Origin of the sequence: Aggregatibacter sp. oral taxon 458 str. W10330, from assembly GCF_000466335.1 — a bacterium.
GTDB lineage: Bacteria > Pseudomonadota > Gammaproteobacteria > Enterobacterales > Pasteurellaceae > Aggregatibacter.
This window is the reverse complement of sequence record NZ_KE952605.1, coordinates 60,731-75,076: the sequence shown is the minus strand read 5'-3', so window position 1 is coordinate 75,076 and position 14,346 is coordinate 60,731. Positions and strand designations below refer to the sequence as shown.

Sequence of the window (14,346 nt, the reverse complement as noted above, 5' to 3'; positions counted from 1 at the left end):
CACGATTTCGTGCAACAAGTTGCACGCTACGATTTTATGCCGGTATTGGTACTGAACACGTTGCCCAACCGCAAGGAGAAGCACGGATTTTTGTGATTGAAAAGGCGGGAAGTATTTGAAAATAAAAAGTGCGGTTGGTGTAAAACATTTTTAAAATCAACCGCACTTTCTTGATTATCTTGCCAATAGTTTTTCATAAATCGCCCAATCTACCTCTTTAAACACATTAAACACCACCTTCATTTTCGGATTTTTGTCCAAAAATGCTCGTACGGTTTCTACCGCAATTTCTGCTGCTAATTGATTTGGAAAACGAAATTCGCCTGCGCTAATACAACAAAATGCGACAGAGTTTAGATCGTTTATTTTGGCGAGTTCTAAGCAAGAACGGTAGCCATCGGCAAGCAAAGTGCGGTCAGTTTCATTGACGTTTTCGTAGATAATTGGTCCGACGGTGTGTAACACAAATTTAGATGGTAAATTAAACGCCGGCGTGATTTTTGCCTTGCCTGTAGCTTCTAATTTGTCTTGTGCATTAATTAATTCAAAACATGATCTGTACCCCAACAGTTGGACTAAACAACCAACTAACTAAGGTGCAGATTTTTTATGACCAAATACAATTTTCTTTTCAAACAACAAGTCATCGAATTTTATCTTCAAAATGGTAAAAATCGTTCACTTACCCGCAGGCATTTTCAACTTGTCGAAACAACATCAGAATATTGGGTTAACCAATTTAATCATAGTAGAATCAATAGGTTAACAGCGCTGGATAAGAAGTGAAATTACTCACCTGAATTTAAACTTAACGTGATACAAGCTGTAACAAGGCTTGAAGGCACAAAAACCATTTTGCATTCTAACCAAGGATGGCAGTATCAAATGGTCGGTTATCAGGCGATTTTACGAGAGAATGGCATTCAACAGAGTATGTCAAGGAAGGAAAATTGTTTAGATAATAGTGCGATGGAAAGCTTCTTTGGACGATTAAAAACGGAATGTTATTACGGTAAATGATTTGAGACGTTCTAACAACGGGAAAAAACGATTCATGAGTACATTCATTATTACAACCATGAGCGCATTCAGGGGAAACTAAAAGGGCTGAGCTCTGTGAATTACAGAACTCAGTCCTTGAACTAAATCAGTCTAACTTTTGGGGTCAGATCATTTTACGGAGCTTTTTTATTGTGTGCTTTAAGCCATTTTTGCATTTGTTCAATTTCCGCTTGTTGTGCGTTAATAATATTCTCAGCAAGCTTACGCATCTCAGGATCTTTTCCGTATTTTAATTCAACTTCCGCCATTTTTACTGCGCCAATATGGTGTGGCAACATACCTGCTGCAAAAGCAACATCAGGATCTTTATATTGCGCAGCTGCCATCATGTCTTGATGCATTTGACTCATACCTTGCATTAATTCTTGTTGCATTGCAGAATCTGTCGACATTGGCATATTCATGTGTGCTTGATGCATTTTCATGTGTGCTTGATGCGGTTGTTCATTAGCTTGGGCATAAATTGAAACTGCAGCAGCGCTAAGTGTGATAAAAGTCATAAGTTTTTTCATGTTTTTCTCCTATGTGATAACTGAATGCGCACGAATCATAAACCTTGACCTAAGGTTAAAGTCAATATTTATTCCGAAAATTTTTGGTGAGGTGCTAAATAAGACAATATTTGATATGAGGGACAGAATCATGAAGCAAAAGGACCATTAAAAACGGAATATTATTACGGTAAACTATTTGAGACGTTCAAACAACTGGAAAAACAATCCTCGAGTACATTCATTATTACAACCATGAGCGTATTCAGGAGAAACTAAAAGGACTCAGCCCTGTGAATTACAGAACTCAGTCCTTGAACTAAATCAGTCTAACTTTTTTGGGGGCAGATCATTCTCCTTATTTTTATTACTCCCCGAATAAACAAACGCCATTTAAAAAGGTGCGATAATAACCGCACCTTGTTTTAGTCAAATGTTATTAGTGGGATAAAGCTTGTTTCACCGCTACATCCAATCCTGCTGTTGGACGGCCAAGCAATTTCTCAAGGGTTTTGTCTTCTGAGAATAATGCACCGTTTGACGCATCCACATCCCATTGTGCAATTAAGCCAGCAAATCCCGCGTCTAAACCGGCTTGAACAAGCGCAGCAGCGTAGTCTTCTGCCGGAATATCCACGTAAGGGATTTCTTTACCGGTTTGTTTGCTGATTTCTGCGGCAAGGTCGGTTAATGTCCAGCTAGTTGATCCGGCGAGTTCGTAAGTTTGGTTTTCATGGCCTTCACTTAATGCAACGTTTACCGCTGCTTCCGCAAGTTCTGCGCGAAGTACGGAGGAAATTTTGCCGTTTTTTGCTGAACCGTAGAAAGCATTGTTTGCTAATGCTGCTGGAATTGAAGCCGTGTAGTTCTCTGTGTACCAACCATTGCGTAAAATGGTGTAAGGGATGCCGGAGGCTTTTAAGGCGGCTTCGGTTGCAACGTGTTCACCGGCAAGGGATTTCACCGTATTGTCGTTGGTGGCGCCGAGTAAGCTGGTGTAAATAATGTGTTTTACACCGGCTTTTTTTGCCGCTTCAATCACATTTTTATGTTGTTGAATTCGCTGCCCCACTTCACTGCTTGAGACTAAAATTAAAGTATCCACTCCTTGTAAAGCTTCTACTTGGCCTTCTGTTTTTGAATAATCAAATTTGCGGGCTTCTACGCCGGAAATTTTTTCCGGGGAACGCACAAGTGCGATGACGTTGGCGTGTTTTGCTTTTAATAAATTTAACGCGATTGCGCCGAATTGACCTATTGCACCGGTAATTGCGATAGTTTTCGTTGTCATGATGTTTTCCTTCTCGTTAAGTTGAAATGATGTTTGAACATTTGCTTGTTCGCTTGATGTGACGTATTATATTTCAATACTTACTTTTTAGAAGTACTTACGTAAACGTAAGTTTTGAAATTTTTTGAAAATAATTTTTAATCTATTGATTTTTAAGGAAATAAAAATGGAAAAAAGTGTTGAGCGTGGCAATGTGTTGGCTTCTGCCTGTCCTTCCCGGCAAATTTTGCAGCATTTAACCAGTCGTTGGGGGGCGTTGGTATTGGTGAGTTTGCATTCCGGCACCAAGCGTTTTAGTGAACTTCGCCGAGCCATTGATGGCGTGAGTGAACGTATGTTGACAAAAACGCTACAAGAACTGGAAGCAGACGGCATGTTAATTCGCAAATCCTACAACACCGTGCCGCCACAAGTGGATTACACCTTAACGGAATTCGGCGCGCAGGCGTCCAATAAAATGTTTGAGTTGGTGGATTGGTTGGAAATGAATTTAGGGAATATTTTAGCAAGTCAGCAGAATACTGTTTCACAGTAGGCATGTTTAAACTGTCTGACGATACATTGACAATGGGGAGAGCCTATTTTCTAGGCTCACCCCATTTTATATCAGATTAGGGCTTATAAATAATTTCTACGCCTTCTTCGTCTTCTTCCGACCAGTCATCCCAGTCATCATCGTCTTCATCATCAAAATCGGCATTTTCCAATTGCGCTTGATGATACTCTTCCCATTTGAATTTCACTTCTTCGTTTTCAACCGGCGCGACCTCTGTTTCGCGTGGGTTGGCTTCCAAGAAGTCCATAATATCACGGCAAAGTTGTGGCACGTTTTTACCGGTAGCGGCAGAAATCAAATAATAATCTTCCTCCCAGCCAAGTTGTTCGGCGATTGCTTCTGCGCGTTCATGGGCTTCTTCATCGCTCATGGTATCGATTTTATTGAAGACTAACCAACGCGGTTTTTCTGCCAAGGACTCGCTGTATTGAAACAATTCCGATTCGATAATCGCCACATTGTCTGCCGGATCGGATTCATCGATTGGGTGAATATCCACCAGGTGAATCAATACGCGGCAACGTTCCAAATGTTTTAGAAAGCGGATGCCTAAGCCTGCACCTTCAGAGGCGCCTTCAATTAAGCCCGGAATATCGGCTACCACGAAGCTGCGGTTATCGTCCACTTTCACCACGCCTAAACTTGGCACTAAGGTGGTGAACGGGTAATCCGCGACTTTCGGTTTGGCGGCGGAAACGGCACGGATAAAGGTGGATTTACCGGCATTAGGTAAGCCCAGCATACCCACATCCGCAAGTAACATAAGTTCTAATAATAAATCGCGTTTTTCCCCGGGGGTGCCCATGGTTTTTTGACGCGGTGCACGGTTAATAGAGGATTTAAAACGCGTGTTGCCAAGCCCATGATAACCGCCTTTGGCAACCAATAATCGCATACCGTTTTGGGTTAAATCACCAATGACCTCTTGGGTGTCGTTATCAATGGCGCGCGTCCCCACCGGCACGCGTAACGTAATGTCTTTGCCGCGATGTCCGGTGCAATTTGCACTACGACCGTTTTCGCCGCGTTCGGCAGCAAAACGTTTTTCAAAGCGGTAGTCAATTAAGGTATTTAAATTTTCGTCAGCAATTAAATAGACATCGCCGCCATCGCCGCCATCGCCACCGTCCGGTCCGCCTTTCGGGATGTATTTTTCACGACGGAAACTGGCACACCCATTGCCTCCGTCACCGGCTTCGACACGAATCAAAGCTTCATCAATAAATTTCATATTTTTCCTATGGGTTCATGGGTTATCGATTGATTTAAGTCGGGCTATTCTATCAGAATCCGCCGTAGAAGTTTGCACAATAACGCCGTAGAACCAAAAAATCGCCTAAAAATTCAGTGGAAAATTTGATTACTGCTGCTTGGTTAGCGTGGTTTTCCCTTATAATGTGCTGTATTTTTCATTGAACGGCTTGATGTCCTCGCACCATGGTTTAGACGCGGTGCATCACATTGCCCTCTTCAATTTGCCGCCCTAAAGTGCGGTCGTTTTTTCGATTATTTTTATGGAATAACAATGACAACTTCAATCCAACAACAAATTGACGATCTCAGAAAAAACCTGCGTTATCACGAATATCAATATCATGTGTTAGACGAACCGCAGATTCCCGACAGCGAATACGATCGTTTATTTCATCAGCTCAAAGCTTTAGAACAACAACATCCCGAACTGATCACCGCCGATTCGCCGACCCAACGTGTGGGCGCGCGGCCGTTGTCGGAGTTTGCGCAAATTAAACATGAACTTCCGATGCTCTCGTTAGATAACGCCTTTTCTGATGAGGAATTTCTGGCATTCGTAAAACGCATTCAAGATCGTTTAGGACTTGTGCCCGAGCCATTGACATTTTGTTGCGAACCTAAATTGGACGGATTGGCAGTCAGTATTTTGTATGTGAATGGCGTGCTGACCCAAGCAGCAACACGCGGCGATGGCACAACGGGCGAAGACATCACACAAAACATTCGTACCATTCGTAACATTCCCTTGCAGCTACTGACGGACAATCCGCCAACACGCTTGGAAGTGCGCGGTGAGGTGTTTATGCCGCACGACGGTTTCGAGCGCTTAAACGAGCACGCCTTGGAACAGGGTGAAAAAACCTTTGCTAACCCGCGTAATGCGGCAGCAGGTTCCTTACGCCAATTGGATCCAAAAATCACTAGCCAACGTCCATTAATGCTTAACGCGTACAGCATTGGCATTGCCGAAGGCGTAAATTTACCACCAACGCACTATGAACGTCTTCAATGGTTGAAATCCATCGGTGTGCCGGTAAATAGCGAAATCCGTTTATGCGATGGCGTTGAAAACGTTTTAAATTTCTACCGCACTATGATGGAAAAACGTAGCTCCTTGGGTTATGACATTGACGGTACGGTATTAAAAGTCAATGACATCGAATTGCAACAAAGACTGGGCTTTATTTCCAAAGCACCGCGTTGGGCAATCGCTTACAAGTTTCCTGCACAAGAAGAACTAACAGTATTAAATGACGTGGAATTCCAAGTCGGTCGCACCGGTGCCATCACGCCTGTGGCTAAACTACAACCGGTATTCGTTGCCGGCGTAACGGTAAGTAACGCGACCTTACATAACGGCGACGAGATCGAGCGCCTCAACATTGCTATCGGCGATACGGTGATTATTCGTCGTGCCGGCGATGTGATTCCACAAATTATTGGCGTCGTACATGATCGCCGCCCGGCCAATGCGCGCCAAATTGTCTTTCCAACGCACTGTCCGGTGTGCGGTTCCTTAATCGTACGCATTGAAGGCGAAGCGGTGGCTCGTTGCACCGGCGGTTTATTCTGTGCGGCACAACGTAAAGAAGCGCTAAAACATTTCGTCTCACGCAAAGCCATGGACATTGACGGTGTAGGTGCCAAACTGATTGAGCAACTGGTGGATCGTGAATTGGTTCATACCCCGGCAGACTTGTTCAAGTTAGATTTAACCACACTCACCCGCTTAGAACGCATGGGGCCGAAGTCTGCTGAAAATGCGTTAGCCAGCTTAGAAAAAGCCAAACACACGACCCTCGCCCGTTTTATCTTTGCATTGGGTATTCGTGATGTGGGTGAAGCCACCGCATTAAATCTGGCAAACCATTTCAAAACCTTAGAAGCCTTACAAAATGCCGATTTAGAACAGTTAAAACAAGTGCCTGATGTGGGCGAGGTGGTCGCGAATCGCATTTTTGTGTTCTGGCGCGAAGAACACAATGTTGCGGTGGTGAATGATCTCATCGCTCAAGGCGTGCATTGGGAAACTGTTGAAGTACAGGAAGTGAAAGAAAATCCGTTCAAAGACAAAACCGTGGTGCTCACCGGCACACTTTCCCAAATGGGACGCAACGATGCCAAAGCGCTGTTACAACAACTCGGCGCCAAAGTCAGCGGCAGTGTTTCAGCCAAAACCGACTATGTTATCGCCGGTGAAGCGGCAGGTTCCAAACTCACCAAAGCGGCAGAATTAGGCGTGCAGGTGTTGAGTGAGGAAGAGTTTCTAGCATGGATTGGTGCATAGGTAAGCGAATGCAAAACGACCGACTTTTAATCAGAAGTCGGTCGTTTATGCAATAACATGAAGAAAATGAAATCATGCCAAAGGCATTATTTAACGGATTTTTGCACCGCACTTTTGCGATATGCCCAAAGCATAATGGCAATGCCCCCCACAATCATAGGCACGCAAAGTAACTGCCCGCGCGTGATCACATTAAGGAAAAGCTCTACATCCGGTTCGCGCACGTATTCAACGATAAAACGGAAAAACCCGTAGCCGATAAGGAATAACCCAGCCACAGAACCTGTCGGACGTGGTTTGCGAATAAACCCATTGAGAATCAAGAACAACACTAAACCTTCCAACACCGCTTCATATAACTGAGACGGATGGCGAGGCAAAAGCAACGGATCTGTTGGGAAAATCATCGCCCAAGGCACATCGGTTTGACGCCCCCATAATTCAAGGTTAATGAAATTACCAATACGCCCCATACCTAGCCCGAACGGAATTAAGGGTGCCATAAAATCAGCCGTTGCCCAAAAGCGGCGTTTTTGAATTTTAGAGGTGATAATCATGGCGATAATCACACCGATTAAACCGCCATGGAAAGACATGCCCCCTTCCCAAACACGGAATAAATACAGTGGATCCTGTAAAAAACGATCCAGATTATAAAAGAAAACATCGCCGATTCGTCCGCCGAAGAAAATCCCCATAAAGCTGTTAAATAGCAAAGAGTCCACTTGATCTACCGTCCAACCGCTGTTTGGCTGTTTGGCACGACGTACGCCAAGCCAGCGGGCGAAAATAAAACCAAGTAAATACATTAAACCGTACCAGCGCAGGCCAATTGGACCAAATTCAAAAATTGCCGGGTCGAAATGGGGTAAAACCAAATAGTCTGAATTCATAACATTCCTTATTTCAATAACATATTAATCGCCACCACAATTAAGAAGGCGGCAAATCCTTTCTTCAAGGTCGACACCGGTAATCGGTTGGTCATATTGGCGCCGAGTTTGGAGGTAAAAAATGAGGTGACGGTAATGCCTAACACGGCAGGAAGGTACACAAAACCGAGGGAATAATTCGGCATACCCGGTGTTTCCCAACCGCTCAGCATAAAGCTCAACATACCGGCAATGCCCATTAACATTCCACAAAATGCGGAGGTACCGATGGCTTTTTTAATGTCCACATTGAGTGAATTTAAAAACGGCACGATAAAGCCGCCGCCGCCAATACCGGCAACGCTCGATATCATACCGATTAAAGCACCGCCGATAATTGAGGATAACGGCGTGATTTTTTTATTCGGATTGAGATTTTTCGGCTTAATGGACAAAATCATTTTAATCGCCAGATAGGTGACTAAGCCGGCAAATAACTTACCGGAAATTTCAGGCGGCAATTTACTGATGTATTGTCCGGAAATAAATGCGCTAATCATTAAGGCAGGAGCGAAATATTTCAACGTTGACCAAACCACATTGCCGAGTTTATGGTGTCGTTGTGCGGAAGAAAACGCGGTAACCACAATGGTGGCAAAAGACGTGCCAAGTGCGGTGGACATGAGCAATGAATCCGGCACACCCACAATCGGCAGTAGATAAACCATCATTGGTACAATCACCATGCCGCCGCCAATGCCGAAAAGCCCCGACAAGAAGCCGGCAGCACAACCGGCAAGCAAGCAGAAGAGAAAGAAGGTTAACATAATTATCCTCTATATTTATGCGGTGTGCGTTTGGACGATTTGGAATAATGTTGCTTGTGAGAAGAGAACGCGGGTTTCTTATCGCCGAATGTTGCGGTTTCAGTCTGCGCCAAGGCTTTACTGTTTTCCTCAAATAACACCGCCGCAAACTCTTTCATGGCTTTACGATAAACCTCTTTTTTAAAAGACACCACTTGACGCACCGGATACCAAAAACTCACCCAACGCCATCCGTCAAATTCGGGCGTTTTACTGCACTGCATATTGATATTCTTGGTATCAGTCACTAACTGCAATAAAAACCAACGTTGCTTCTGCCCGATACACATTGGTTTGGAATCGTGACGCAATAAACGCTTCGGTAATTTATAACGTAACCACTGTTTAGACGCATATAGAACACGCACATCTTTAGGCGTTAGCCCCACTTCTTCAAATAATTCTCTAAACATGGCTTGCTCGGGAGTTTCGTTATCATTAATGCCCCCTTGCGGAAATTGCCAAGAATTCTGTCCGTATCTCTTCGCCCACAGCACTTGCCCTTTGTCGTTACAAATAACAATGCCTACATTCGGACGGTAGCCATCGAAATCGATCACTATCGTATCCCTTAAATTGTTCTATTTTTCACGCTAAATAACAGCGAATTGTTTCATAAACTGCCACACAGTACAACTTTATTCTGTATTTTCATGTTGCGCTGGTATGGCATCGTTGTCAGTCCACTTGAATGAATCCTCTCTCTTTGAGGGAGAAGATTATCCTTGCGGCGCTCTAAAAGTGAGACTAAACACCTCATTGATTCGAAGAAAGGTTTTTCAAAAATATCATTTATGAGTAATTAATTAGATTTTTCTTTAAAAAATCTCAAAAAAGATGTTTTTAAGCGTGAAAAAATCATATATGATTAACTTATCCAAATAATAAACATAAAATATCAAATATGAATCATCTTAGTGCACAATTAGAGAGTCAAATTGATGAATTGAAAAAGCTTCAACAAGCTGTGATTGCCTATGAGCAAGCACAAAGGCAACAGCTTTATGCCGGGAAGATTACCGATCTCAAGGCATTTGGAAAAATGTTAAATGATAAACGGAAATCACTTGGTATTGAGCTAAGTATGTTGGAGTTACAAACCGGCGTGTCTATTTCTACGCTAAATCGCCTATTTCAAGATCCAAGTCAAGTTCGATTTACCACCGTTTTTCTTGTTGCTCAAACATTAGGAGTTTCGCTATGCGCAATTTAGTCCGCTCGGGAAAAGTCTTTCTCTACGGTGAATTTATCGGCTTACTTCGAGAAGATTATCGTGGTTTTCATTTTGCGTATAATCCGGATTATCAAGGAATACCGCTCTCTCTCAGCTTTCCCATTAATCAAAGCCCTTTTCATTCGGAAACCTTATTCCCTTATTTTGCATCACTGGTGCCGGAAGGCTGGCTAAAACATAAATATGCCCTTCACCAACGAATTGATGAAGGCGATATGTTTCGTTTTTTACTTAACAATGGGGAGAATATGTTGGGTGCTGTGCAAATTCAGGAGGAAAAACAATGAGTTTCTGTCGTATTTTATTAAAACCGTTGAAAAAAAATGAAGTACTTTTGGGTTACAGCACTGAAGGTTTGCATTACCTTACGGGTAATAAATATTTTAATCCTGAATTGCCCTTTTCTCGCCAAGAATTTATCAAAGAGAAGCCAAAAAAACAGCAAGGTATGAGTATTTCAGGCTTTCAACCCAAATTACAGCTTATTATTGAAGAGGATCACTTTGACAGCGTAAATCAACAAGGGAATTACATTTTAAAGCCTTCTCCTGAAGAGTATCCTTTTTTAGCTGAAAATGAACATGCCACCATGTGTGTGATGAAAGAACTAGGGTTTGAAGTACCAGAAAATGGTTTAGTGTTTTTTGCTGACGCAGAAAATCAACCAGAATTTGCTTTTGTGATAAAGCGCTTTGATCGTGATGAACAGCAAAAAGCGATTCACCAAGAACAACTTGATGGTGCAATGAACATTCGGGAAAAGTATGGAAAAATAGGTACTAATAATGAGCAATATGTGAGTTATGAACGAATTGCGCAGTTTATTTTACAGCATACGGAAAACCATTTGGCACAACAACGAGAGATTTTCCGTCGAATTATTTATGCTTATTTATTGGGCAATAATGATCTCCACTTACGTAATTTTTCATTTATTTATCCCAAAAATAGCTATCCAAAACTTGCACCAATTTATGATTTTGTGTCGGTGTCGCCTTATCCTGAGGTGTTTAACTCAATGCTACTTGCCTTACCATTGTTAGTGCGAGAAGAAGGTAATGCCGCACTCGCCAAAGGATTTAATACTCAATACGGCGAATATATCGGCGATGATTTTGTCGAGTTTGGGGAAAATATTGGATTAAATAAGAATGTGATTATTCAAAAATTCATTCCTGAAATTACACAAGAAAGAGAGAAGGTCGAGCGGATTTATTCGCAATCATTTATGCCACAGTCACATATCGATTGTGTCTTAAAAAATTATCGTAAGCGTTTAGCGTTACTTAGTGTATTAAATGAACCTGAACTATAGAATTTAAAATAAATTTTGACCGCACTTTTAGGGAAGAATGAAGGCACATTTTAGAAATCAAATGTGCCTTATTGTGATTGGATTAGAATGTGATATTAAGGTTTGTCCAGAAACGACGACCATCTTCTACCGTCCAGCTTCCGCCGTTGGTATCCACACGCTCGCCAATTTCATTACCAATATTTAATACCGCAAAGTTAAGAGAGACATTTGGATTAACCTTATAGGTTGTGCCCAAATCCACCGTGGTATATCCGCCGCGAGTACGGTAGGCATTTCGGTTGTCCCCATTACGCGGATTTGCCCAAATTTGTTTACCTTTATAAGCCACGCGAGTATAGGCGCTTAAGCGATCATTTACGATCCAATTTAGTTTTCCGCTGGCTGCATGCTTAGGCGTATTATCTAATGGCAATCCTCTTAAACTCACGCCTGAAGCCGAAATGTCTTCATCCGATTTACGTTTTGAATGCTGGTATGTATAAGACAAATCTACGTTCCAGTGTTCGTCAAACGGAATATGGGAACTCACTTCAACGCCTTTAATATTGGCTCGACCGACATTGCTGTATTTATAAAGTTTAGCACCGGTAAGCGGATCCGGATTGCCGGTGTAATGGCTGGTCAGTTTGTTTTTAAACTCTGTATTAAACAAGGTTACTGTGGCATTGGCACCGCTATCGTGATTGTAAACGACACTTACCTCTTCATTGACGCTGGTTTCCGGTTTTAAGTTTGGATTACCGTAAATGACACCGGCGCCTGCTTCTGTCGCAGTAACATAGCTTTCGCTCAATTCACGAATACTTGGTGCACGGAAAGCTTTCGCGATTCCCCCTTTTACACTGAAGTTATCATCAATATGGTAAACCGCATAGGCTCTTGGGTTCCAATGCGTACCAAACTTCTGGTGATGATCCAAGCGAGTTCCTAGGGTTAATAGGAATTTATCGGTGAAATTAATTTCATCTTCAAGGAAAAACGCATACTGGTGAACGTTATTTTTCGTATTTTTATAAACAGGCACTGAGCGTGTTTGCGTTTTTCCATTCACTGTTCTTGTCATTCGATTGACTTTGGTAACGGAATCGTCTTCCAATTTGGCATTTTGATGCTGACCACCAAATACGAAGAAATGGTTTGCCACAGGTAACATGAATTTCGCATCAAATACGGTATTTGTGATTTCCGGTTTACGAGAATCTACCACGCCATTTGTGCTTACTTCACGTTTGGCTTTTTCTTGATATAAACTCAATTCGGAACTTATCACATCCCAATCGGCTTGATGGGTTAAAGACCAGTGATTTCTGATGGCGTGCGTAGCTCCCGGTTGGTTGTGTGCAACACTGGCACCACGTGTTGTAGTTAACGCTAAGGATTTTCCCGGTGTTTCTTGTTTTTCGAGTAAGTGGCGACCGCCTTCTAAGATAAAGGTTTGTTTATCTGTCGGAGTAAAAGAAAGTTTGGCATTGATATTACGATTTTTATTACGATTAGAACCGCCGATGATATTATCTTCAGGACGATAGTCTGCTCCGCCGTAAACTTGCAGTCCTAGCTTATCTTGAACTAATGGACCTGAAACAAAGAAATTACCATGATGCCCGTTACCAAAAGTGCTTTTGTCATGTGCGGTAAAGCCGACAGAAGCAGATCCTGTCCATTCTTTGGTAACATTTTTGGTAATAATATTGACAACGCCGCCCATCGCATCAGAACCATATAGAGAGGACATCGGCCCACGTACCACTTCAATGCGCTCAATTGCATTTACCGGCGGGATAAATGCACCTTCAAAACCGCCGTTACCATTTGGGCGGGATTCACGGGTATTTTGACGACGACCATCCACCATAATCAATGTGTAATCAGCCGGTAAACCACGGATAGAAATATCTGATTTATTCACATTACTCCCGCTGACATTTACGCCCGGAATATCTTGTAACGCTTCTTCCAAACGATTGGATGGATGTTGTTTAAGCTGTTCTTTATTCACAATGCTGATGCTGGCAGGCGCATCTTTTAAATCTTGAGAGGTACCGGCGGCAGTGACAACGATAGGTGCTAATGCCTCAGTATTTGTTTCCTCTGCGAATGTTTGGGTCGAGAAAACAGAAAAAAGAGCTAAACTAATAGGAGAAAGTTTAATGCATGATTTCATAAAGGTCCTTTTTAATATTAAGAATAATTCTTTTTCATGATACAGAAAAATCTTGACCTTTTGAAGTGCGTGATATTTCGGTTGAATTATTTTTTTGATGAAGTATTATTTGCGCCCTGCAATTTTTGCAGAATCACATATTCACTGGGTTCCCTAACCCCAATTTAAACTAAAAAGGTAACACAAAATGACACAGGCATTTTCGATCTTCAACGATCATCAAAAACGTCGAGCGCTTGTTCTGCTCAGTTTCTTTCATATTTTTATCATTGCTGCCAGCAACTACTTAGTCCAAATTCCTTTTGAAATTCATGTGCCATTAACCCTGTTTGGTGCACAGGAAGATTTCATGTTTCACAGCACATGGGGATCACTCACGTTCCCATTTATCTTCTTAGCAACCGATTTGACCGTGCGGGTATTTGGTGCAAAAGAAGCGCGTTGGATTATTTTTATTGTCATGATTCCTGCGTTAATTATCAGTTATTTAGTTTCTACACTCTTTTCAGAAAGCCAATATCAAGGATTCTCTGCGTTAAGTGAATTTAACGTCTTCGTCTTTCGTATTGCGGTAGCTAGTTTCTGTGCTTATGTCTTTGGGCAGTTGCTGGATGTTGTGGTCTTTAACCGACTCCGTCAACTGAAAACGTGGTGGATTGCACCGACTAGCTCTATGGTATTTGGCTCAATGGCAGATACCTATTTGTTCTTCGCGATAGCTTTTTATGCCAGTAGCGATCCGTTTATGGCGGAACACTGGGTCGAAATCGGTTTTGTCGATTATTTATTCAAACTCTTTATTGGTGTTCTATTGTTCGTACCGGCCTATGGCATTGTTCTCAATATGATTTTACGCAAAATGCAATCATTGATAGATGCAATGGGTAGCAATGAGGATGCGCTTAATACAAAAAAGACCATATCTTGCGCCTCTGATCAGTGCTAATTACT

14 protein-coding genes and 2 pseudogenes are annotated in these 14,346 nt (G+C 42.4%); 8 read left to right on the top strand and 8 right to left on the bottom strand.

Going from position 1 to position 14,346, the window contains the following annotated elements:
• Positions 1-174 precede the first annotated feature (174 nt).
• Positions 175-567 (bottom strand): macro domain-containing protein, encoded by a 393-nt coding sequence (locus HMPREF9065_RS04795; protein WP_021616082.1) that lies wholly within the window; start codon positions 565-567, stop codon positions 175-177.
• A 252-nt stretch (positions 568-819) separates the two neighbouring features.
• On the opposite strand from HMPREF9065_RS04795, the pseudogene HMPREF9065_RS10350 reads away from it, so the two are divergent.
• Positions 820-1,146: pseudogene (locus tag HMPREF9065_RS10350) on the top strand (transposase); the annotation flags it as partial.
• A gap of 29 nt (positions 1,147-1,175) precedes the next feature.
• Here HMPREF9065_RS10350 and HMPREF9065_RS04800 read toward each other — a convergent pair.
• Positions 1,176-1,574 carry a CopM family metallochaperone gene (locus tag HMPREF9065_RS04800; protein WP_021616080.1) on the bottom strand — a complete coding sequence of 133 codons (399 nt, stop codon included), beginning with the start codon at positions 1,572-1,574 and terminating at the stop codon, positions 1,176-1,178.
• 141 nt (positions 1,575-1,715) lie between these two features.
• On the opposite strand from HMPREF9065_RS04800, the pseudogene HMPREF9065_RS09920 reads away from it, so the two are divergent.
• Positions 1,716-1,876 (top strand): annotated as a pseudogene (locus tag HMPREF9065_RS09920) (IS3 family transposase); the annotation flags it as partial.
• Between the two features lie 116 nt (positions 1,877-1,992).
• Here the strand turns inward: HMPREF9065_RS09920 and HMPREF9065_RS04805 are convergent.
• Entirely contained in the window at positions 1,993-2,844 is an 852-nt protein-coding gene (locus HMPREF9065_RS04805; protein ID WP_021616078.1) for an SDR family oxidoreductase, read from the bottom strand.
• Positions 2,845-3,010: 166 nt separating this feature from the next.
• Between HMPREF9065_RS04805 and HMPREF9065_RS04810 the strand changes: the two genes are divergently transcribed.
• Positions 3,011-3,379, top strand: a complete 369-nt coding sequence (locus HMPREF9065_RS04810) for a winged helix-turn-helix transcriptional regulator (RefSeq protein WP_033002527.1) — start codon at positions 3,011-3,013, stop codon at positions 3,377-3,379.
• Positions 3,380-3,455: 76 nt separating this feature from the next.
• Here the strand turns inward: HMPREF9065_RS04810 and cgtA are convergent, their stop codons facing one another.
• Positions 3,456-4,631 (bottom strand): Obg family GTPase CgtA, encoded by a 1,176-nt coding sequence (cgtA, locus tag HMPREF9065_RS04815; protein WP_021616076.1) that lies wholly within the window; start codon positions 4,629-4,631, stop codon positions 3,456-3,458.
• 294 nt (positions 4,632-4,925) lie between these two features.
• Here cgtA and ligA point away from each other — a divergent pair, with 294 nt between their 5' ends.
• A complete protein-coding gene (gene ligA, locus HMPREF9065_RS04820) occupies positions 4,926-6,941 on the top strand; it encodes an NAD-dependent DNA ligase LigA (protein WP_021616075.1) in 2,016 nt (671 codons plus the stop codon).
• 86 nt (positions 6,942-7,027) lie between these two features.
• Here ligA and lgt read toward each other — a convergent pair whose 3' ends face one another.
• The 3 genes from lgt to rppH are packed head-to-tail and all read right to left on the bottom strand — an operon-like array spanning position 7,028 to position 9,239.
• On the bottom strand, positions 7,028-7,834 hold the full coding sequence (gene lgt / locus HMPREF9065_RS04825) for a prolipoprotein diacylglyceryl transferase (protein WP_021616074.1): 807 nt from the start codon (positions 7,832-7,834) through the stop codon (positions 7,028-7,030).
• Positions 7,835-7,842: 8 nt separating this feature from the next.
• A complete protein-coding gene (locus tag HMPREF9065_RS04830; RefSeq protein ID WP_021616073.1) occupies positions 7,843-8,640 on the bottom strand; it encodes a sulfite exporter TauE/SafE family protein in 798 nt (265 codons plus the stop codon).
• Between the two features lie 2 nt (positions 8,641-8,642).
• On the bottom strand, positions 8,643-9,239 hold the full coding sequence (gene rppH, locus HMPREF9065_RS04835; RefSeq protein WP_021616072.1) for an RNA pyrophosphohydrolase: 597 nt from the start codon (positions 9,237-9,239) through the stop codon (positions 8,643-8,645).
• A 344-nt stretch (positions 9,240-9,583) separates the two neighbouring features.
• Here rppH and HMPREF9065_RS04840 point away from each other — a divergent pair, with 344 nt between their 5' ends.
• The 3 genes from HMPREF9065_RS04840 to HMPREF9065_RS04850 are packed head-to-tail and all read left to right on the top strand — an operon-like array spanning position 9,584 to position 11,228.
• Positions 9,584-9,892, top strand: a complete 309-nt coding sequence (locus HMPREF9065_RS04840) for a helix-turn-helix domain-containing protein (RefSeq protein ID WP_021616071.1) — start codon at positions 9,584-9,586, stop codon at positions 9,890-9,892.
• Positions 9,880-10,200 carry a HipA N-terminal domain-containing protein gene (locus HMPREF9065_RS04845; RefSeq protein ID WP_021616070.1) on the top strand — a complete coding sequence of 107 codons (321 nt, stop codon included), beginning with the start codon at positions 9,880-9,882 and terminating at the stop codon, positions 10,198-10,200. Before HMPREF9065_RS04840 ends, HMPREF9065_RS04845 begins: the two co-directional genes overlap by 13 nt.
• On the top strand, positions 10,197-11,228 hold the full coding sequence (locus HMPREF9065_RS04850; protein WP_021616069.1) for a type II toxin-antitoxin system HipA family toxin: 1,032 nt from the start codon (positions 10,197-10,199) through the stop codon (positions 11,226-11,228). The genes HMPREF9065_RS04845 and HMPREF9065_RS04850 overlap by 4 nt, the downstream gene beginning before the upstream one ends.
• Before the next feature lie 82 nt (positions 11,229-11,310).
• Here HMPREF9065_RS04850 and HMPREF9065_RS04855 read toward each other — a convergent pair whose 3' ends face one another.
• Positions 11,311-13,395: a TonB-dependent receptor domain-containing protein gene (locus HMPREF9065_RS04855; RefSeq protein ID WP_021616068.1), complete on the bottom strand. Its 2,085-nt coding sequence runs from the start codon at positions 13,393-13,395 to the stop codon at positions 11,311-11,313.
• Between the two features lie 187 nt (positions 13,396-13,582).
• On the opposite strand from HMPREF9065_RS04855, the gene HMPREF9065_RS04860 reads away from it, so the two are divergent.
• Positions 13,583-14,341 carry a 7-cyano-7-deazaguanine/7-aminomethyl-7-deazaguanine transporter gene (locus tag HMPREF9065_RS04860; protein WP_021616066.1) on the top strand — a complete coding sequence of 253 codons (759 nt, stop codon included), beginning with the start codon at positions 13,583-13,585 and terminating at the stop codon, positions 14,339-14,341.
• Positions 14,342-14,346 lie beyond the last annotated feature (5 nt).